At 37.1% G+C, this 21,418-nt stretch carries 14 protein-coding genes and 1 riboswitch; of the genes, 10 read left to right on the forward strand and 4 right to left on the reverse strand.

Features of this window, described 5'->3' with window-relative positions:
- The 8 genes from GUB10_RS13455 to GUB10_RS13490 all read left to right on the forward strand — a co-directional run.
- Positions 1-1,158 (forward strand): hypothetical protein (locus GUB10_RS13455; RefSeq protein ID WP_193711982.1); only part of this gene is annotated, 1,158 nt, incomplete at its 5' end.
- Between the two features lie 89 nt (positions 1,159-1,247).
- Positions 1,248-3,845, forward strand: a complete 2,598-nt coding sequence (locus GUB10_RS13460) for a DUF11 domain-containing protein (protein ID WP_193711983.1) — start codon at positions 1,248-1,250, stop codon at positions 3,843-3,845.
- Positions 3,846-4,224: 379 nt separating this feature from the next.
- Positions 4,225-5,460 (forward strand): gliding motility-associated C-terminal domain-containing protein, encoded by a 1,236-nt coding sequence (locus GUB10_RS13465; protein WP_193711984.1) that lies wholly within the window; start codon positions 4,225-4,227, stop codon positions 5,458-5,460.
- Between the two features lie 110 nt (positions 5,461-5,570).
- Positions 5,571-6,500 (forward strand): type IX secretion system membrane protein PorP/SprF, encoded by a 930-nt coding sequence (locus tag GUB10_RS13470; RefSeq protein WP_193711985.1) that lies wholly within the window; start codon positions 5,571-5,573, stop codon positions 6,498-6,500.
- 19 nt (positions 6,501-6,519) lie between these two features.
- A complete protein-coding gene (locus GUB10_RS13475) occupies positions 6,520-8,451 on the forward strand; it encodes an OmpA family protein (RefSeq protein ID WP_193711986.1) in 1,932 nt (643 codons plus the stop codon).
- A gap of 143 nt (positions 8,452-8,594) precedes the next feature.
- Positions 8,595-8,788: riboswitch (TPP riboswitch) on the forward strand.
- Between the two features lie 58 nt (positions 8,789-8,846).
- Positions 8,847-9,446 carry a nicotinamide riboside transporter PnuC gene (gene pnuC / locus GUB10_RS13480; protein ID WP_193711987.1) on the forward strand — a complete coding sequence of 200 codons (600 nt, stop codon included), beginning with the start codon at positions 8,847-8,849 and terminating at the stop codon, positions 9,444-9,446.
- 66 nt (positions 9,447-9,512) lie between these two features.
- A complete protein-coding gene (locus tag GUB10_RS13485) occupies positions 9,513-10,520 on the forward strand; it encodes an acyl-CoA dehydrogenase (RefSeq protein WP_193711988.1) in 1,008 nt (335 codons plus the stop codon).
- Between the two features lie 145 nt (positions 10,521-10,665).
- The gene (locus tag GUB10_RS13490) at positions 10,666-10,926 is read left to right on the forward strand and encodes a hypothetical protein (protein ID WP_193711989.1); all 261 of its coding nucleotides are present in this window, start codon (positions 10,666-10,668) and stop codon (positions 10,924-10,926) included.
- Between the two features lie 313 nt (positions 10,927-11,239).
- Here GUB10_RS13490 and GUB10_RS13495 read toward each other — a convergent pair whose 3' ends face one another.
- From GUB10_RS13495 to GUB10_RS13505, 3 genes are all read right to left on the reverse strand, one after another.
- Positions 11,240-12,469, reverse strand: coding sequence for a hypothetical protein (locus tag GUB10_RS13495; RefSeq protein ID WP_227740416.1), 1,230 nt, complete (start codon positions 12,467-12,469; stop codon positions 11,240-11,242).
- A gap of 201 nt (positions 12,470-12,670) precedes the next feature.
- A complete protein-coding gene (locus GUB10_RS13500; RefSeq protein WP_193711990.1) occupies positions 12,671-16,261 on the reverse strand; it encodes a metallophosphatase in 3,591 nt (1,196 codons plus the stop codon).
- A gap of 125 nt (positions 16,262-16,386) precedes the next feature.
- Positions 16,387-16,836, reverse strand: a complete 450-nt coding sequence (locus tag GUB10_RS13505) for a nucleoside deaminase (RefSeq protein WP_193711991.1) — start codon at positions 16,834-16,836, stop codon at positions 16,387-16,389.
- A 97-nt stretch (positions 16,837-16,933) separates the two neighbouring features.
- Here GUB10_RS13505 and dxs point away from each other — a divergent pair, with 97 nt between their 5' ends.
- Positions 16,934-18,712 (forward strand): 1-deoxy-D-xylulose-5-phosphate synthase, encoded by a 1,779-nt coding sequence (gene dxs / locus GUB10_RS13510; protein ID WP_193711992.1) that lies wholly within the window; start codon positions 16,934-16,936, stop codon positions 18,710-18,712.
- Between the two features lie 32 nt (positions 18,713-18,744).
- Entirely contained in the window at positions 18,745-19,767 is a 1,023-nt protein-coding gene (locus GUB10_RS13515; protein ID WP_193711993.1) for a DUF3078 domain-containing protein, read from the forward strand.
- A 78-nt stretch (positions 19,768-19,845) separates the two neighbouring features.
- Here the strand turns inward: GUB10_RS13515 and GUB10_RS13520 are convergent, their stop codons facing one another.
- Positions 19,846-21,192, reverse strand: a complete 1,347-nt coding sequence (locus GUB10_RS13520; protein WP_193712036.1) for a deoxyguanosinetriphosphate triphosphohydrolase — start codon at positions 21,190-21,192, stop codon at positions 19,846-19,848.
- Between the last annotated feature and the right edge of the window lie 226 nt (positions 21,193-21,418).

A 21,418-nucleotide genomic window follows, 5' to 3' on the forward strand; every position in this document is an offset into this window, starting at 1 on the left:
ACTTCAGTAAGTGTAACCGATGGGGTGTATACTTTTACAAATGGTAATGGTGATGTAATTACGACTATCGATACCAATGCAAGTGCTTCCGGTTATGACAATACCAATTCAGGTTTAACCTCTACTAATGTACAGGATGCTTTAGATGAAATTCAGTCTAACCTGGATAATACTACCGATGTTTTAGTTGATAATGGCAACGGCACCTATACGCATACCGCTGTAGACGGTACGGAGGTGATTATTGATGCCAATACTACTTCAGTAAGTGTAACCGATGGAGTTTATACTTTTACTGATGCTTCTGGGAATACTATTACAACTATCGATACCAATGCAAGTGCAGTTTCCTTCGATAATACGACCAATATATTGACAGCAACAAATGTTCAGACTGCAATTGAGGAGTTGTTGGCCACAGTAAATACCAGTGAAGGAGATTTAAGTCTTGATGGAGGTCTGGAGTTTATAAGCGGGACAGACGGACTTTCGAAATTGTTGGCAGATGCCGGAATACAAGTAGCAGATGCTGGGATTTCTACAGCTAAACTAGCCGATGGAGCGGTTACTACAAATAAAATACAAGGCGTAGGTAATGATCAAATAATGGCTACCGATGCTACAGGAAATGTAACCTGGATAGATAAATCTGGAGTGGGTGAAATCCTGGAAGCCAAAAATGGATTGACGAAATCTGCCTTAGATATTAAATTAGGAGGAGCTTTAATTGAGCCTACAAGCATTACGACCGATGCAACAAACACATTGGCAGTAGCAGGCTTGCAACCGGGTACTGCTAACGATCAATTGGTAGTTGCAGAAGCTGATGGTACTTTAAGGCAAGTGAAGTCTGCAATGCCAAAGTTTTTCTATATGCCAAGTGTAGTTTTTGATACTTCGACTCAAGGTACAAGCTTTACACGTAATCTACACCAGGAATATGTGAATCAATTTGGCTCGCCAATGGTTAGCAGTGCAGGTGCTTCAGCAGCAATCCCAACTTTACCGGCTAACGAGTTGGAATATCATATTACTTATTACGATACTACTGTGTTTGCAAATGTAAGTGTAGATGGCAATGGTGTACTAACTTATGATATTATAAGCTCTACAAACAGTGCAGCATCCTTTATGAACATTGTATTTGTGGTGAAATAGTAGTACAAGATAGAGCCTACAAGGTTTTTGGAAGCCTTGTAGGTTTGTTTGAAACCAGAAATTTAAAGTCAAATTTTAAAATTAACAATTTGAAAAACATAATACATATACTAATTACTGGTATTGTTTTTTTGCTCGCCACTTTTAAGGTTTCAGCACAGTTTACCATTACAGATGACTTTAAGGGCAGTGGTTCCCCCGATGTCATCCTGGGTGATGAAGCTTATCTAACATCAGGTGTGTCTGACCCTGTAAATGCTGGTTGGTTGCGTTTAACGGAAGCTTCGGAAAGCCAAAAAGGTTATGCCTATGTCAATAAATCCTTTCCGTCAACTTTGGGTGTGTTGGTGGATTTTGAATTTACAATGTGGCGAGACCAGGATGATAATACCTATAATGGAGCAGATGGGTTTAGTGTCTTTTTATTCGACGCCAATTACGGCCCTGGAAATTTTGCTTTAGGTGCCTATGGAAGTTCTTTGGGATATGCAAACAATACTGCTACCAACCCTAGAACTCCTGGTCTTACTGGAGGTTATGTGGGCATTGGTTTTGATGCTTATGGAAACTATGTAAGAAATTCTGAAGGAAAAAACGGAGGGTCATCACAGCTGAGTCCCAATTCTGTAGCACTTAGAGGGCCAACTACTTCTGCGAATCCAGATGATCCTAACACTAATAAATATTTAGATGGAGTAACAATTTTAGGTAATGGCAATATTGTCGATGCTCTTAATGAGCAAGGAAATGCTCAAGATGATGTAGTTGACTATAATACTACGGTAGGCTCTCGACCAAGCTATGCCAACTTTTATCGTCGAATTCAAGTTGAAATAACTCCTACTGGAAATAGTACTTATAACATTACCGTACGCTGGGCAACAACTCAAGGAGATGTTTTTACAGAATTGATTAATTATACTACTTCAGATATTCCACCAGAGTTATTAAAATTGGGCTTCGCAGCTTCTACTGGCGGTGGGTTCAACTATCACGAAATTCGAAACCTTTTGGTTACAACCCCAGGGAATTTGAGGGTGAATAAATTGGCAGATAAGAATGTGTTGCGTTCTGTTGCCGGTTCGGGTAATGAGAATGAAATTACCTATATAATAGAGGTGAACAATGATACCCCAGCAGCAATTTCAAATATTGATATAGAAGACCAACTTACTGATGGGGAAGGAAATCCTATTCCCAACGGGATGCTTAATATTACAGACATTAGCCATAATGGTTTCACCAATGCTAATTTACCTACACCTACTCCTGGAGCACCTATAACTTCCGGGAATTTTAATGGAACCGTAGGTTTGCCGGCAAACAGCACCGGAACTATTACGGTAAAAGCCATTTTGAACGAAATTCCCACTGGGAACTTACTACAAAACACGGTCAATATTGGTAATAATGAAGTTACCGATCCCGATTTGGGTAATAATACTTCTACTGTAAACACCCCTGTTATAGCAGAGGGTGTGGACTTAACCATCAAAAAAGATACCGATCAGCAGTGTTTGGATGCCACCAATGGTAATGATTTTATTATAAGGGTTTCTAACTTAGGAACGGAAGATTTGAACTACAGTAGTACCAACGATGTGGTAGTGACTGATGAAATACCGGCAGGTGCAACACTTACCAATAACAGTACCGGTTGGACGCATAGTAGTAATGGTAATATTCATACATTTACTTTAAATGGTACTGGTACTTTAGGCTCAGGAAGGTCTGCACCGCCAATTATGTTTACCATAGATGGGGTTTCTTCCGGTTATACCAATACAGCACAAGTAGAATTTAATGGTTCAGGGAGTAATATAGAGCCTCCAGAAAACCTTGGGAACAATAGTTCTTCAATAAATATAGCCTCACAGCCTAATGCTCCTAGTGTGCCGGAAGCCGGTTATATTGAAGTTTGTCAGGGGGAAACCATTCCAACAAGTAATATTGCTGATCCCGGATATACCCTTACCTGGTATCTGAACGAAGGAGGTTCACCAATAATTCCTGATACCTCCACACCGGGTTACAATACCTATTATTTAAGTCAGAGCGAAGGGGGTTGTGAAAGTGAATTAACCGAAATATTGGTCCTGGTTAAAGATGCTTCTCTTCCCGAAAGTATGGGGGGATGTGATACGGGATGGTGCGTGGAAGATGTTGAAGGGGAAAGTTTTAGTTTATCGGATGGAGAATCGGTAACTTTTAATCAACCAGCTACTAATTATGGTTTCCAGTTTGATATTTATACTCTAGACAATTCATTTAACCTGGAGATTAACGATACCAAATTGGCTGTAAACGAACTTGAGTTTCAATCGGAAAACACAAACGGAATCAACGTTCGTTTTGCCGATGGTGATGAATTTGAAACGGACACAGAAGGAGATATATGGCAAATGACAGGAAGTGCATCAGCCCCTCTTATACGGGTGGTTATAGGTCCTACTGGCTCGGTAGCCCTCTATGCAAGTAAAGTTTCGGGAGGGCCGTTGTTTCCTTTGGTTTTAATCAATGATAACGAATTTAATAATATTCCATGGAACTCCACAGGTACAAATACGATTACTGGAACACAAAACGTAGTGGGAGCTACTACTATGACGGGCTATGGTAGTGGGAAAAATAAGACATCCTGTTTAATAATCACCAATCCTATGTTGCCTTCAAAAGCAAGAAACTAATGAATATTCTAAAGCACATATGTATGGCTAAGGGTTTTTATGAATATCGGAAGAATATCTCTCTCTTAAGTAAGGTAAGAGATACCACATTTTTAATATCTGGAATAGCCGATTTTATATACATAGGCAATATGCTGCCCGTGGTAATAAAAAAACAACCTAGATATATCTATTGCTCCTGTTCTCTATAAATTATGAATATAAATGTAGAGATCAACCCGCCTGGACTTAGAATGAAGCTAATGGGGACCGGAGCTTTTGGATGCTGAATGTTTTTTCAAACAATGAAAAATAGAATAGCAAAAAATAAAGAATTTGAATATCTAATGTGCCTGGTATCAATGGCAGGCATATTTTTAATATTAATCTACCTTAAATTATGCGCTTATTAATACTTATAATACTTGTCTTTCCTTTGGCGGTTATTGCTCAAACAAGCAACAAAGGAACACTCTACGTAAGTGAGGGTACTGAGTTTTCAACAGTAGAGCGTTTTAACAACTTAGAATATGCTGAGTTTTATAACGATGGCGAATCATTTATCTACAGTCATTTTAACAATGATGGTGTTGTAGATTTTTATGGTGAAACCGGTACAACCCGGTTTACCGGGAATAATCTGCAGCAAATTTCTGGAGGGGAAGCAAGTTACTTTTACAATGTCATTTTTGAGAATAACAGTGAGGCTGCTCCCTTCCAATTATCTGGCGATATACACATAGCCGGGGAGTCCAATTTTTTTCAGGGGGTTGTAGATAATGATAATTACGGTGGAAGCTTCACTTTTGGCGAAACTGCAGGCCATACCAATACCTCTAATGCCAGTCATGTAGATGGTCATGTAATTCATTATGGAACCGAAGATTTTAAGTTTCCAATTGGGGATGGAGGCTTTTACCGGTTTGCAGGTACAGCCGAAATGGAAAACACCAACAGTATTGTAGAAGCTAAATACTACCTGGAGAATAGCGATGCTTTATATCCACACGATTTACGTTCAGAATTCGTGGAAATAATTAATAAGAACGAGTATTGGGCTATAGAGAATATTGGCGATTCAGAAGAAACATTCATCAGTCTTTCGTGGAACGATGAAACCACGCCTTCAGAGATTCTGGCCACACCCCGGGAAGAAGCAATTCATATTGTAAGATGGGATGAAATGGAGAATAGATGGGTAGATGAAGGAGGAATAGTTAATAATGCCAATCAAACTGTTTCTACCATGGTAGATAAATTTGGCGTTTTTACCCTGGCAAGAATCAATGAAGTAAGTGTAATTCCGTGTCAAATTGCAGTTTATAATGCAGTTACTCCAAATGGCGATGGAGTTAACGATTATTTCTCTATAACCTCTGGAGCTTCTAATACATGTACAGAGAATATTACAGTAGAAGTTTATAACAGATGGGGTGTGAAGGTTTTTGAAACTGATAATTATGGGGAACAGGGAGATTTGTTTGATGGCTACTCCCGCGGAAGACTTAATGTTAATGGAAATGAACAATTGCCTTCAGGTACTTATTTCTACATACTCAAATTTGATTATTCAGTAGGGAACCAAGAAATAGACACCTTTAAAAAGGCAGGTTATTTATACCTAAATGCTAATTAATTAATGGATATCCCGGGAGAAGTTTCCGGGAGATTGGCCAGGAAATTATTTGTGGTTTCGAGGCAGGCTTCGAAACAATTAAACCTCAATTATCGAGTAAAAAAAATAGAATGGGAATAAATATTAAAAGAATACTTTTTTTCTTACTGTGTAGTATTGTTGTTTGCCTCCAGGAGGTAAATGCCCAGCAAGATTCTCAATATAGCCAGTATATGTATAATACGGTTAGTATTAATCCGGGTTATGCAGGTAGCAGGGGTATGTTGAGTACATTTGGGATGTACCGTAACCAATGGGTAGGGCTTGAAGGAGCTCCTGAAACTCTTAACTTTTCTGTTAATTCCCCAATTGGAATTAAACGAGTAGGGGTAGGGCTAAGTTTTATTAGTGATCGTATTGGGCCTTCTTCGGAAGATATTCTAACCGCCGATTTCTCTTATTCAATTCCCGTTTTTAATCCGGAAACAAAACTTTCTTTCGGCTTAAAAGCAGGTATCAATATGTTTAGCCTTGATGTTAACAAATTGGATATCGAAAATCCAAACGACGTGAACCTTATAAATAGAAACCTTACTTCTCCGGTAGTAGGAATTGGTTTTTACCTACACTCAAAGAAGTGGTATTTTGGAGTTTCAACCCCAAATATGCTTGAAACCGAGCATTATGATGAAATCGCTGTTTCAACAGCTACAGAGAAATTACATTTTTATGCCATTGGAGGCTATGTTTTTAACTTAAATAAGGATTTAAAATTAAAACCTGCTTTTTTGGTTAAAGCGGTTTCAGGGGCGCCTTTGGCCGTAGATGTTTCAGCCAATTTCCAACTTTATAATCGTTTTAGCCTGGGAGCTTCCTACCGCTGGGATGCTGCTATAGGTGCTCTTGCCGGATTTAATGTTTCAGATAATATTATGATTGGTTATGCTTACGATTATGACACTACGCCTTTACAAAGGTATAACTCCGGCTCTCATGAGATCTTTCTAAGATTTGAATTAGGAACACGCGTGCGTAATAGTGTTAACCCAAGATTCTTTTAATTAGTTAATAGCCCACTTTATGATTAAGAATTTTCAATACCTGTATATATTTTTCTTTTTGTGTTCAACTTCCACGGTAATGGCCCAGGAGGCGAAACTGGATAAGGCTAATGAAGCTTTTAATGAATATGAATATATTAATGCCCGCGACATTTATTTGGAGGTTGCTGAAAAGGGGTTTGAGTCTGAAGAACTTTTTCAAAGACTGGGGGACTCTTATTATTTCAATGCAGCCTACGATGATGCCGTTAGCTGGTATGAAAGGTTGTTTGATTTTGAAGAAGATCAGGAAACATCCTATCTAAGGCGGTATGCCCAGGCTTTAAAAGCAACCGGGAATGATGAGAAAGCGAAGCATTATTATAATTTGTTTAAAAGTAAAAATGGCGGGACACAGTCTTCTAGCGTCGAACTTAGTGCTGAAGATTATTTAGAATTAATAGATAAGAATTCTGATAGGTATCGTATCAAAAAATTAAACAAAATTAATTCTGGTGGAATTGAGTTTGGGCATTTCTATCAGGATGGAGATTTAATCTATGCCTCTACCAGGGATACCGGGATTTTTGTAAAGAGAAAAAGTGCCTGGGACGGACTTAGCTTTCTTAATCTTTACTCGGTAGCGATTAACAAAGATTCGGTATTAAATAAGCCCAAAAAATTAAAAAGAGGTATTTCCGGGAAATTCCATGAATCTTCTGCAGTGATAAGTAAAGATGGCGAAACCATGTACTTCACAAAAAACAATGCAGATGCCAAAAATAAATCCGAGAGCAAATATTTAAAGATTTATAGAACAAGAAAAAAGGATGGCAAATGGCAGGAGCCCGAAGATTTGGCTATAAATAGTGATGCCTTTTCTACGGCGCATCCGGCACTGGATAGTGAGGAAAAATACCTTTATTTCTCATCTAATCGTCCCGGAGGTTTTGGCAATTCAGATTTATATAGGGTTGCAATCCTAAAAACAGGTGAGTTGGGAGAGCCCGAGAATTTAGGTGCAAAAATTAATACAGAAGGTAAAGAGACTTTTCCTTTTGTGTCTAAAAACAACGAGTTATATTTTTCATCTGACGGGCATTTCGGATTGGGAGGATTGGACGTTTTCTATATTAAGATAGAAAACCCCGGCTTTGGAGATTTATTGAATGTTGGGGAACCAATTAATTCTTATGCCGATGACTTTTCGTTTGGTGTTGATACCCAAACCAAAAACGGTTTCTTTAGTTCCAATCGTACAAATAATGGAGATTTTGCTTATGCTGATATCTATTTTCTTAAGGAAAACTCAGAAATAGTAAATTTCTATAAAGCTACTATTACAGGGCAGGTAAAGGAAGAAGGAACAATGAAGCCTATTCCCCATACTACCATCACCCTATATAAAGATGATGATAGTGTCTATAAATTGGTAGAAACCGATAGTGAAGGGAATTATAGTGTGGTAGCTAATTATTTTAATTCTTATAGGCTTCGTGCCGAAAAGGAAAACTTTGATGCCAGGGATCATATAAGTGAAAGAAAAAAAGAAGCACAAAAAATCGATTTTCAGTTGAAGCGTAACAGCTTAGCTTTAGTCCCGGGAACCGATATTAGCAAAGTGCTAAACATTAAGCATATTTTATTCGATTTTGATAAATGGGATATAAGAAAAGATGCCCGGGTAGAACTGGAGAAGCTTCTTGCCGTTATGCAAAAGTATCCAAAGTTAAAAATTGAGATTAGATCGCATACTGATAGTAGGGGCTCTGATGCCTATAATAAAAAGCTGTCTGAGAGAAGGGCGAAGTCTACCATGGAATATCTTATAGAAAACAATATTGATGCAAATAGGTTAAAGGCAAAAGGATATGGAGAAGAGAGGCTTTTAAATGAATGTAAAAACGGAGTGAACTGTAGTAAAGAAAAGCATCAGGAAAACCGCCGATCGGAATTTATTATACTCGAATAGGAAACGAGCCTTCCGGGTGTATAAATTAAGAAGCTTGGAAGGCTATTTAATAAGCTATTTATTGTCTGTATAAACTCTGACGAAATTCTATATTTATTTAAACCACAAATACTACTAAATCTTCATAAATAAGCTATAGCTTTGTGCCTGAAATGGGGTGCTTGCTTTAAGGCAGGCTGAGATGATACCCAGGGAGTTTTACTCGACATTTGAGATTAATTTTTTTCTCGAATCAAGATTCATTTTCTAAAATGTTTCTTTGGGCTTTGTCCCAGATGTATTATACTCTGAACCTGATCTGGATAATGCCAGCGAAGGGATTTTTCAATGCTGATATTGTATTTCTGCAATTTTAGTTATCTCACCACCTCATTTCATTGTAAAATTAAATTACCATGATAGAGGATTTCTTTACAAAAATTGTTTGGTTGCAAGCTTTGGGGACTACTTTTGGAGTGGTGCAGGTACTGTTGGCAAGAAAAAACAATATCCATAATTATTTATTCGGAATTGCCTCTATCCTAATAGGCCTCTATGTTCTTTACCAGTCAAAATTATATGCCGATATTCTTTTAAGCCTTTATTATTTGGTGATGAGTATCTATGGCTGGTTTTTTTGGAAATTTGGTCGCCAAAAGGAGGAAACCCCAATTTCTTACGCCAGTAAATTAGAATATGTAAAAGCCATAGGAATTGTTATAGGCTGTTTTAGCTTAATGAGTTATTGGCTGCGTTTTTATACCAATTCTGATGTTCCTTTTTGGGACGCCTGGGTGAGTGCATTTGCCTGGGCAGGCATGTGGCTCATGGCCAAAAGAAAAATGGAGAACTGGATTTTCCTGAATATTAGCAATATTATTTCTATCCCATTGCTTATTTATAAAGATTTATATGTGTATGCAGCATTAACAGTTTTCTTGTTTATTGTAGGAACTTCGGGCTATTTTAAATGGCGAAAAATTGTTAAAACCAAGCAGGCGCAATTAGCAGCATAATAAACAACCCTATAATTTGCAATCCATTTTAAAGAATATGAATTTAATTTTCTAAATTTTTGTTTCATGATACAACCGCACCAAGAGCTTACCAAATTGTGTTTAGGGAAAGACATTTTTCCGGAAAAAGTTTTAAACTGGCTGGCCAAAGAGAATCTTTGGAACATTTGGGTACCCAAAAATTACGGAGGACTTGAACTTTTGCTTTCTGAAGGACTTTCCAGGCTTCAGGAACTGGCAAGAATTGATGGTAGCCTGGGTTGGACACTTACACTTTGTAGTGGTGCCAATTATTTTATTGGAAACCTAAAACCGCAAGCGGCAGGCGAAATATTTCAAGGTTCTAAAGCTCCTGTTTTAGGAGGTAGCGGAGGTGTTTTTGGCAAAGCTGTAAAAATTGGGGATATGTATAAAGTATCTGGTACCTGGCGTTATGCTACCGGTGCAGAGTACCTAAGCCATTTTACTTTAAATGCCGAAATTCACGAACATGGTAAAGCTGTAAAGAATGAGGATGGTTCACCAAAAGTTCTGTCTTTTGTGATTCCCCGGGAAAAAGTTAGCATAGTGAAAGATTGGAATAGTATGGGTTTAAAAGCTTCAAGCACTCACTCCTTTATCGTTGAGGATGTTTTGGTCTCTAAGCGGTTCAGTTTTATCTATAATGAGTTTCACCAGCCGCAGGATATTTTTAAAATTCCTTTTTCGGTATTTGCCGACCTAACACTTTGGGTGAATTATATTGGTATGGCAGAACATTTCCTGGCTGAAGCACATAAAATTAAAATGAATAAAAGCCTGGAGTCTTTGGCCAATATACTCTCTGTATCTAATTCAAAAGTTGCCGGGTTTGCAAAAACAATAGAGTCTAATATTAGATGTGAGGTGGAGATTCATCAAAAATATAGGGAAGAAGTACATATTTCGGCGTCAGATTCGGTAAAAAACCTGTCAAAAAGTATAATTGAAATATATCCCTATTTGGGAGTTAAAGCAAGTAGGAATAACGAGCCTTTAAATCAGGTGTTTTGCGATTATTTTACCGCCACACAACACCATATTTTTACCAGGTAAGCTCAGAGTTTTGTCCTGGGGTAATTTGCTTGAAATTCAACTTAACACTCACTTAAAAATCAGGTGCTAAGGTTTAATTTTTAATTAACCTATACCAGTTTGTTTGCGATTAATTTTGCTTAAAATAATAGTAAAAAAAATACTCATGAATTTAAGTGAAAAAAACAATTTAGCGTTAGATACCTTGAAATTTCCGGTTAATTATGACCATAGAAATCAAACTATTTGGGATGCCAAGGGAATGATGGTTTGCGATATTCGCGGATGGGGAAAGATTCAGTTTATGAGCAAATCTGAAGACCGTCAGGATGCCATAGGAGAATTAATAGCCAACTTACTCAATAAATACCATAGAAATATAAATGCAAAAATAGACGAGGAGCTTTTTAGAATGTTGGCTTCTTAATCTCAGGATTTTTAATTTTTCAGTAGAGTTTCAAGGAAATTTAACTCCTTGAAATTCAATGAACTTTTTAAAGCTTGTGAAAATCGTTGATGATTACCAATTTTGTTGTTATCAGCGGTAAGCCTGCTAATCTATTTATTTCTTTAAATGATACTGTGCCTAAACAATAAAAGCTTCGAGTCGTTTGGCAATAATAAAGAACAACTTCAGTATATTCAGCATCACAAGAACAGCTATTTTAGCTATAAAAAATGAACTTAAAGAATAATTAATAATCTTAGGTTCTTAAATTCCCTTCAAATCCATAGAAGCACTAAGCTGCTTTGGTTATGGTTTTTCTCCCGGTCACTTCTTGCTTTAATCTAAAAACAGTATCTTTTTCGTAAGCCATAAAATAATAGATTACAAAGAACAAGAAATACATAATCATTGATTTTTGCCTTAGGATGATTCCTAAATTAGACATTACAAAGGTCATGGCGAATGAGCTGGTGAAAAACAGGATTAAGCTCAATTTTACGTTTGCCGGAGCGGTTTTTAGAAACCCAAAGAAACTCTTTTTAAATAGTTTACCAAACAATATCAAATAGATTAAATTCTCTATTGATACAATTATGCCAAGAATTCCCGGCGCATCAAAAAATAGGGGCCTAAACCAGAAGGTAAAGAATTTTTCTACTATTGAGTATTCGGTCATGGGTACGCCCGAAGTGGCATTGTCTAAATCTTTTGCCCTATTTTCGGTAAAAGAAAGAAAATCGGCGATTAAGTTTTGAGAATTTCCAAGGTTCATTACCCCAAGAATTTGTTTGTGGAATAGCAGTAAAACACCGGTAATTGCTCCTACAAAAATGGCTTTTTGTTTTAAGCTGATTTGATTTTTATTTAAAAAAATACTTAACATTCCTGCTCCGGCTAATAATAGGAACATATGTGGCCTAATAGCAAAGACCAATAGCGACCCCAAACTTAGACTAAAAAATCTTGTTTTTGGTTCTTTAAGTGCATAAGCAAATAACATTAAACCCAGAAAAATAGGTGCTCCCTTACCTAAAGAAGCTGTCCAGAAATGCATGTTGGGCAGAAACAGAATAAGCGTGAGAAAATCTATTCTTTTAAACAATTTTATATTTAAAGTAATATTTTCTTTAAAAAACAGGTATGCGTAAACAAAGCCCAGAAAACCAATCCAGCTAAATAGTAGCATCATCATCTCATAGCTAAATCCGAAGAAATTTATAAAAGGATAGGATAGAAAATCTATAAAAGATGTTCCGGTATCCAGAAAGCCGCCCCAGGTTTTGCCTTCTGTGCCGGGCACACGAAAATACCTTTTAGAATCTGAAGGATTAAAAAAGGCATAACTATAGTAAATTCCGGCAAAGACTAAGTGATAAAAGAAAAGCTTGTTCATTAATCCTGTAGAGAAAAACTCGTGCTTTCTGTTTAGCTTTTTAAAAATTTCCTGATTTAAAAGATGCAAAAATGGGATTAGCATTAATGCTTGAAGTAGGTTAAGTATCAAATTGGTTTCTGGGGCCATGATAAAACTGTTTATCTTCTTGAAACCAATATTCTTACCTAAATACTCAAATTAAGATAGCTTTAAGCTTTGTGTTAATAATTAACTGAATTTTAGGTGTTTGTGCTTAATTATATTTAGATGTGCTATTGTTCTAATTTTAGAACCTGTTGTTTTCTACATTTTTATTTCCACAGGTTTGTGGAAATAAGGAATATGTTTTTAGAATTTGAACCCAAAAGTAAAGGTTAACCTTCCTCCATCATCACCATAATAATAACCGGTATTCGCGGTAAATGCGTTAAAGCCATTAATCCAGATAGAGCCTCCATAGTTGTTTCGCCATTTATCTGAATTTGAACTTTCGGTCCAAACCCTACCGTAATCAAAACCTGCGCTTACACCAATTTGCAATGGAATAAAATTAGTCTTAAATCGGCTTACACCAACTCTAAGATCGGTAGAGTGGTAGAAAGATTGTTTTCCGTTAAAACGTTCCCAGCGATAGGCTCTAAGATTATTGTTTCCGCCCAAAATTGCAGCATCATAATATTCGTAATCATTTCCAATAATTACTTTTCCGCCAATTTTGGTGGCCAATACGGCAATACCGCTTTCGTGCAGGGGGTAATCAATAGCTAAAGACGGACTTATATAAGCAAATTCGTTATTATGTTCATCAATATTGGTTTTATAACCTGTAGTAAGATCAGCTTCAAATCCGCGGGAAGGATATGCCGGGTTATCCCTGTTTTCATAACGATAGTTTAATTCAGCACCGGCATAAAGTTGCTGATTAAAAAGATCGTTTTCTTTAGAAAAAGCGTCGGCAATAAAACGTTCTTCGTCATAAGACACTTCTTTAGATTGCAGCATTGGTTTAAAATAAAAGCTTCCACCAAATTTTCCACGCCATATAAGCGATGGGGCAAATTCCCATTGTTCAATTCTCACCCTGTTATAATCGCGTCCAAAGCGGTCTCGCATATTTTGCGATTCTATACCTTTTCCAAAATAGTTTAATGCGAAATTAGGACTGGTATAGCGTGCCTCTATTCCCAGGTTCCAGTTGTAAAAAATATGTGCAAACTCTCCTTTATAGCCTATTTCAAAACCCCTGGTTGCAAAATAATAGGAAGCATCAAAACTATGTTCTGTATTAAAGGGATTATTGGTTAGCCCATAGGTGGTGTAGGTGTTTTTTAAGCCTAAAGAAAGTCCCTCATCACCATTATAGTCTATTTGCGGCAAAATTTTATTTTCAGTCTTTAACCGCTTGTCGGGATTGTATGTGTTGATCTCGTAATCATCTACCAGCCATTTTTTAGATTTTGGATTTTTTATGGTGTTTTCCTTGCTTTTATGATCGTAGAGTTTAACTTTTTTGGTGTTCTTAAAATCGTAAATGTCATTTTCTTCCCCACCAATAACATTGATTCTAATTGGGTTTTCTTCATCACCGGTAACTTTAAAAGTATCTTCTCCATCAAGGCCGTAGATCCAAATCTCATCGGTAGCTTCAGAATTATAAGATTTACTGAAGACTTTTTTTCCGTCTTCATTAATCATCTCTATCGCAGTAATACCGTTTTCTTTTCTTTCAATATGAAATATGTCATCTTCCTCGGTTCCTGTTAATACCTGGAATTCCTGGAGGTAGTTGTAATACCGCTTAGCAATATCGCCTAAATTATCTCTCCTGGCCTTAAGCTGTGCTTTAATGTCTTTAATCGTTTCATCCTGAACTGCTTCGGGTAAAGCTTCAAAAGCAGTTTCTATTTCTTCGTTGGTAAGCCGGGATTGAATAAAGTTCACCTGCTCCTGCCAATCTTCCCAATCTAAAGTTTTCAATAGTCGCTGGTCTAAAGGATATCCAGAAAGGTTAAACCATTTTACATTATCTACATTCTCATCGTAGGTTTCCATTTTGCGTACTATTGGCAGACCCAATTTTACCAGGTCTGGAATAAAACCATCGTAATTAGGAAATGCAAAGTCCCTATCTCTGGGAATTGGTTTATAAAGCTTAATGCCATTGGGTTGTGTATACAGGCCCCATCGCCATTGGTCGTAATGTCTATCCCAGTCACCAATTAACATATCTACCAACCTATTTTTTATAAATGCATCTTCATCTGCCTGCATATTTTTAGACTCTTTTAACTCTGCCAGAAGATCTCGGGTACTAATAATATCTTCAGGAGAGCCAAATTTTTTAAAGCCTTTGTTTTCATCGCCCACGTGGGCTTCAAACATATACAATTCGTCTCCATAATCGTCGTTATTTAGCCCCAGTGCTTTTTGCTTTGGGATATAGAATATTTGAGGTTTTCCGGCATTTATTTCAAGTAAATCATTAATATGCTTTAAAGAGTATCGTGCATAAGGGTGTGCTGTGGTAAAAAGATCTTGCGCATAGCGCTGCGCCACCGTATTATCTATATAATCTTTAATATAGTGATCTTTTATAGCAGCCGATTGCAAAAAGCGGGTAGCACTTTTTTTAAGCGCGCGAATGGTAAATTCGTTTTTATCATCGGCTATAAAACGCAGAGATCTAGACTGCATGCCGCCGCCCTCTTTTGAAGGCTCAAGATTTCCATCCAGGGTGTCAAGAAACAGTACGGGAGCCTTAATTTTCTTGCTGTAAACTTCCCGGTAAAAATCCCCAAAAAGAGATTTGTAAAGCCCAGATTTATCGGTTTCTTCCCTGGTGTAAATAGAAGCACTTATGCTATCCCCAATTTCCTCTTTGGTCTTAAAGTTAATTTCATTCCAGTTGGGTTCGTCGCTTTTAATAATTTTGCTGAAAATAGGGTTTTCTGTATCTTCTATGGAAAAGAATTCAACTAGGGTTTCGTTGTTTTTATAGAGTTTTAATTTTGCATATCCGGGCTTAGTTGTTCCGAAGTGTTCATTTTCCTTTCTAATACTAAGCTTTTTAGGTTTTCCAATGCTTCCACTTATAATTTGTGGAATACCATCATCTTCTAGATATTGAAGGTTTTCATCTTTCCCGGAAACAAAAATCACATTATCAAACTGGCTAGCAAGGGTTTCTAATCTTCCCCGTAAATAACTATGCGCATCGTTTTGATAATCTTGTGGCGTAAAACCACCAATTTTTTCGGCAAAAGATTTTTTTGAATTACTCATTACAGGATGCTGCATAGAAACTATAATTGTTTTTCCATGAGCATCTTTAATATCATCTTTAAACTCGGCAAAAAAGCGTTCTCTGGTTTTAATATCACATTTTGTGTTCATATTAGGATGTTCGTTCCAGTTTTCCAGGTACCATTGTGTATCTACTGTTACAAGAACTACTTTGGGTGCAATTTTTTCACTTTCAATAGGGCAGCCGTCATCTGGCCAAACTTCTACATTAGATTGGTTATCCTGAAGAAAAGACTCTAAATCGTCTATGGCATCCTGGCCTTGTTTGGTCCATTCATTTTGCCCGGGAGTAAAAACCACGGTGCCATTAAATTCTTGAACCCTATTTAATAACTGTTGCTTTAGAAATTGCTTTTGAGCTTTACGTTTAGCATCGTTTTTTTGAAATCCTTTGGGCGGAAGAAAATTCCCGGGAACTAAAAGTGTTGCTTCTTTGTCTTTTTTTGAAGCTCTTATAATTGCTTTGAGTATTTTTTGGGCCTCATCGGTAAGATTATTGCCCAGGTTTGCTGTAACATAAAAAGTATGCTCTAAAGATTTAGGTTCTTCTTTATTGGGAGTAACCTGAGCATTTGCTGTTATTCCTAAAAACGAAAAAAATAGTAATAATTTAAAAATTGTATTGTAATTCCCCATAAATGCGTAAAACGAAAATTATTGTTATAGAATCACAAATTTTTAGAAAAAATGCAACTTAACAATAGTTTTTAACGCATTATAACACTTGGTGTTAGCAAGTCTTTAACGTAAATGTTGTCCACTTAATTTAAATTTCTTTTCTCAATAAAGAAGCGTTTTAATAAAGTAGAAGCTTCTGTTGCTAGGATTCCCGATTTTACCTGGGTTTTAGGATGAAGTTTTACGCCGTTTTTGCGATAACCGCGTTGCTTGTCTTCTGCAGCGAAAATAAGTTTTGAAATCTGACTCCAATACAAAGCACCCGCACACATTTGGCAGGGTTCCAAACTAACATACATACTGCAATCTTTTAGATATTTTCCACCAAGAAAACTAGCGGCAGCTGTTATGGCTTGCATTTCGGCATGGGCAGTAACATCGTTAAGGGTTTCGGTTAGATTGTGACCGCGTGCAATAATTTTATTGTTGATAACTACAACAACGCCCACAGGAATCTCGCCTTTTTCAAAAGCTTTTTCAGCTTCCTCCAGGGCTTTTCGCATAAAATATTCGTCGTTGTAGGGTTGTAACATCTTACTTTTATATTTCTTTGGAAAGATAAAATTATAAAATTAGCTTCTGAAGAAAACCTTATGAGAAATATATTTTCAAAGCTTAACTTTGCTTACTATGAATACCAATATTTTAGAAGATATATTTACTCCCGAAGACTTAAGGCAACTTCCGGCAGAAAGACTGCAGGAAGTTTCAGCTGCGCTTCGCAAGTTTATTATAGACATTGTAGCCACAAAAGAAGGGCATCTTGGCGCCAGCCTTGGGGTGGTAGAATTAACTATTGCGCTACATTATGCCTTTAATACCCCTAAAGATCTTTTAGTTTGGGATGTAGGTCACCAGGCTTATGGTCATAAAATTTTAACGGGTAGACGACTGCAATTTCATACAAACAGAAGGCTTAATGGCATTAGTGGATTTCCAAAGCGGGAAGAAAGTGAGTACGATACTTTTGGGGTAGGGCATTCCTCAACCGCAATTTCTGCAGCGCTTGGGATGGCAATTGCTTCCAATTTAAAAGGAGACTTAGATAAACACCATATAGCGGTAGTGGGAGATGCTTCTATTGCAAGTGGGATGGCTTTTGAAGGATTGAACCATGCCGGAGTGACCAAAGCCAATTTATTGGTTATTCTTAATGATAATGCTATTGGTATAGATCCCAGTGTGGGAGCTTTAAAGCAATATTTAACCAAAGCAAGGGTAGGCTATAAGCCAAAGCAAAGCAATATTATAGAAGCTTTAAATTTTAAATACTTCGGACCCGTAGATGGGCATGACATTGGTGGATTATTAGAAGTTTTTGAACAAATGAAGCAAATTAGAGGGCCAAAGTTTCTTCATGTAATTACCACTAAAGGTAAAGGTTTAAAGAGAGCAGAAGAAGACCAGGTAAAGTATCACGCCCCGGGAAAATTTAAGCCCGAGACCGGAGAGCTTTTAACTTACGATACGGCCGGACTGCCGCTAAAATACCAGGATGTTTTTGGTCTTACTCTAGTGGAATTAGCCAAAAAAAATGAGAAAATTATAGGAATTACCCCTGCAATGCCCACGGGAAGCTCCCTTAAATTTATGATGCAGGCTTTTCCCGAAAGGGCTTTCGATGTTGGTATAGCCGAACAGCATGCAGTTACACTTTCTGCAGGAATGGCTACCCAGGACTTCGTGGTTTTTTGTGCTATTTATTCAACTTTCCTGCAACGCGCCTACGATCAGGTAATTCACGATGTAGCATTGCAAAAATTGCCTGTTATTTTTTGCCTGGATAGGGCAGGACTGGTTGGAGAAGATGGTGCTACCCACCACGGTGTTTTTGATATTGCTTATTTAAGATGTATACCAAATCTTATTATTGCTACCCCTAGCAATGAAACAGAACTTAGAAATTTGCTTTATACCGCTCAACTTGGTATAGAGTTACCTTTAGCCATAAGATATCCTCGTGGAAGAGGGATTCAAAAAGTTTGGGAGACTCCTTTTGAAGAGGTAGCAATTGGGAAAGCAAATTGTTTGCAGGAAGGTGATGATCTTGTTGTTTTGAGTATTGGGAATATGGTTTATAATGCCAATAAGGCGATAGAAAAGATAGAAAACAAAAGCATTGGTCATTACGATATGCGTTTTGTAAAACCTTTAGACGAAGAAGTACTGCATACTATATTTAAAAAGTATAAATATGTTGTTACGATAGAAGATGGGGTAGTGACGGGTGGCTTTGGTTCTGCAGTGACAGAATTTGCCGCAAAACACGATTATAAAGCTAAAATTAGAAGTTTAGGTGTGCCAGATGAGTTTATCCAACAAGGAAAAATAAAGGAGTTACAAGAAATAGCAAAAATTAACGTTGAATATATTGAGGAAGTGATAGTCTCTCTTCTTCAAAATCTTTAATTTTGCAATTCCGAAAAAATCTAAATTAACTAATGAAAATCAAAGTCTTATGTCTCCTGGCTTGCTTAATACATCTAAATTCAACCGCAAAAAATCTAAATTCCTATAATTACCCTCATTATTATAAGGATACGGTAAAACCTTCAGATTCTATTAAAGTAGAGCCGCCCGAGAAAAAGGTGGACTCTGTGGTTGTTACATTTTGGACACAGAAAAATGAAGTTGGGGTTAACCTTAGCGAAGTGGCCTTTGTAAATTGGAATGCCGGTGGAAATAATTCAGTCTCGGCCCTTGTTTATGGTAACCTGGAGAGAAATTATAAAAAAGATGATCTTTATTGGCGCAATAAGATTGTGACACGTTACGGTATTAACTCTCAGGAAGGCCAGAAGCTTAGGAAAACCGAGGATGAACTGCGTTTAACTTCCTCTTTTGGATATAGAAGGGATTCTACCTCCAACTGGTTTTATTCAGCAAAACTCAATTTTAATACACAATTTACCAATGGATATAAGTACCCCGATACTAATAGCCCTATCTCGAAGTTTATGGCACCCGGTTATTTCTTTTTAGGTATTGGTACCGAATATTCTGATCCTATAGAAGATTTTAAAGTATATATTTCACCACTTACACAAAAATCAACTTTTGTTTTAGACCAAAGATTGGCAAACGAAGGTATGTTTGGTGTTACCGGCGCAGTTCGCGATACACTTGGTAATATTGTGGAAGAAGGAGAGAAAGTACGAACAGAAATAGGGTTTCTTGTTACCAGTGATTTTTCAAAACAAATCTTTGAGAATGTTGAGTTAGATAGTCAGTTGAGCTTGTATTCAGATTACCTGAATAAATTCGGAAATATTGATGTGGAATGGCAACTAAGGGTAGATTTAAAAGTAAACGATTTTATAAAAGCCAATGTGGGCTCCCACTTGCGATATGATGATGATGTGAAGTTTAAAGAAGATACAAACGGGGATGGTAAACTGGAAACTACCGGTCCCAGGGTGCAATTTAAGCAAATGTTAGGTGTAGGGCTCGTCTATGAATTTTAAAAATGCCGGCTGTCTAAGCCGGCATTTTTGTTAAAGATGGTAGCCGGTAAGCATAATTGTTTAACTTTTTTTAAGGTCCTATAGTTTTATGCCTTTATATTTTTCAAAAGAAGCCACGGTAAAGCCATCGGTTAATGAAGCGGTATGAGAACAAATTTCCAGCAAACGTTTATAAACAGACGAGTTTTCCTGTAAGCCATATAAGTTTGGTACAGATTTTAAAACCAGTTTATTAAAATTGGAATTATGCTGATCTTCTTCTGGAAGCAAGGCCTCGGTATAGGTGTCTAACAGGTGTGATAGCATTTTATAGCCTGCAATCTCTTTATTGATTACTTCTTCGCTTTGGTAAATTTTTTCAACACTAATTTTAATAATATCGTCTATTTGGGCTTCATATTTGCTCTTGTCCAGTAAGCTCTGATGAAAATTTCCGGCAAGAATGGCATCTTCGTTTTCCAGGAAAATTTCTACTGCCTCTGTAATAAGTCTATTAATGGCTAGTGCCCTTAAATAGCTAAGCCTATCGGCAGTATTGGTAAGGCTATTGTATTTGTTGGTGTTTATATTGTCTTTAACTAGTTTTATAAGATATTCAAGGGCATAATCTTCATCTATAAGGCCAAGGTTAATGCCGTCTTCAAAATCGATAATAGTATAACATATATCATCTGCTGCTTCCACTAAAAACGCAAGGGGATGTCTATAATAACTTATATCGTTATCTTTTCCTGTTTTTAAAAGGCCAAGCTCTACGGCTACTTCTTCAAAGATTTCCTTTTCGGTTTGAAAAAAGCCAAATTTTTTGTCGGCTATATTCGATGTGGGTTTGTGTGGCAGAGATTCTTTTGGGTATTTGATAAAAGCACCTAAAGTGGCATAAGATAGCCGAAGGCCACCATAGATTCCGGGTTTGTTTTGGGTTAGTATTTTAAAGCCATTGGCATTCCCTTCAAACTTAACCAGGTCCTGATATTCTTTGTTAGAGAGTTTAGTTTTAAAGCGTTTTCCGTTTCCGTGGCTAAAATACTCTCCAATTGCTTTTTCTCCCGAATGTCCAAAAGGCGGGTTTCCAATATCGTGAGCAAGAGCAGCCGCAGCTACAATGGCACCAAAATCGTTCATTTTATAAGCGTGTATGTTAGCCAGGTGTGGATGTTTTTCCAGGATTTTCTGGCCTGCCAGCCTACCTAAAGAACGTCCTACTACCGATACTTCTAAACTATGTGTTAGCCGGGTATGTACAAAATCGGTTTTAGAAAGAGGTATTACCTGGGTTTTGTCCTGTAGACTTCTAAAAGCCGAAGAGAAAATAATACGATCGTAATCTACTTCAAAGCCCAGTCGGGTTTCGTTTTGCTCTTTCCTTAGCCTTTTATTCGTGTCTCCAAAACGTTTTAGCGAGAGGAGTTGCTCCCAGTTCATCATAATTTTATCCTTAGTTAAAAGCTGAGTTTGAATTTAGTCCCAAAAATAGAAAAAGCCTTAAGATTACAAGCTAGTTCCTAATGAATTGCTGAAAGTAAATTTTAAAGAAAGACGCATGCGGTTTAGAGAGTAGTAGTTTCGGCAGCAGCTTTACTTAAAAAAGCTGAACCAGTACCACATTGGGGAATATGGTACTGGTTTCAGTTTTACTCGATCCTCGAGA

The sequence above is a fragment of the Salegentibacter sp. BLCTC genome (assembly GCF_015143665.1).
Classification (GTDB): domain Bacteria; phylum Bacteroidota; class Bacteroidia; order Flavobacteriales; family Flavobacteriaceae; genus Salegentibacter; species Salegentibacter maritimus.

What these genes read in the sequence shown, in the direction of transcription:
- GUB10_RS13465 (WP_193711984.1), top strand. Translation starts at nt 4,225, where the DNA reads ATGCGCTTATTAATACTTATAATACTTGTCTTTCCTTTGGCGGTTATT.
- GUB10_RS13470 (WP_193711985.1), top strand. Translation starts at nt 5,571, where the DNA reads ATGGGAATAAATATTAAAAGAATACTTTTTTTCTTACTGTGTAGTATT.
- GUB10_RS13475 (WP_193711986.1), top strand. Translation starts at nt 6,520, where the DNA reads ATGATTAAGAATTTTCAATACCTGTATATATTTTTCTTTTTGTGTTCA.
- pnuC (WP_193711987.1), top strand. Translation starts at nt 8,847, where the DNA reads ATGATAGAGGATTTCTTTACAAAAATTGTTTGGTTGCAAGCTTTGGGG.
- GUB10_RS13485 (WP_193711988.1), top strand. Translation starts at nt 9,513, where the DNA reads ATGATACAACCGCACCAAGAGCTTACCAAATTGTGTTTAGGGAAAGAC.
- GUB10_RS13490 (WP_193711989.1), top strand. Translation starts at nt 10,666, where the DNA reads ATGAATTTAAGTGAAAAAAACAATTTAGCGTTAGATACCTTGAAATTT.
- GUB10_RS13495 (WP_227740416.1), bottom strand. Translation starts at nt 12,469, where the DNA reads ATGGCCCCAGAAACCAATTTGATACTTAACCTACTTCAAGCATTAATG.
- GUB10_RS13500 (WP_193711990.1), bottom strand. Translation starts at nt 16,261, where the DNA reads ATGGGGAATTACAATACAATTTTTAAATTATTACTATTTTTTTCGTTT.
- GUB10_RS13505 (WP_193711991.1), bottom strand. Translation starts at nt 16,836, where the DNA reads ATGTTACAACCCTACAACGACGAATATTTTATGCGAAAAGCCCTGGAG.
- dxs (WP_193711992.1), top strand. Translation starts at nt 16,934, where the DNA reads ATGAATACCAATATTTTAGAAGATATATTTACTCCCGAAGACTTAAGG.
- GUB10_RS13515 (WP_193711993.1), top strand. Translation starts at nt 18,745, where the DNA reads ATGAAAATCAAAGTCTTATGTCTCCTGGCTTGCTTAATACATCTAAAT.
- GUB10_RS13520 (WP_193712036.1), bottom strand. Translation starts at nt 21,192, where the DNA reads ATGAACTGGGAGCAACTCCTCTCGCTAAAACGTTTTGGAGACACGAAT.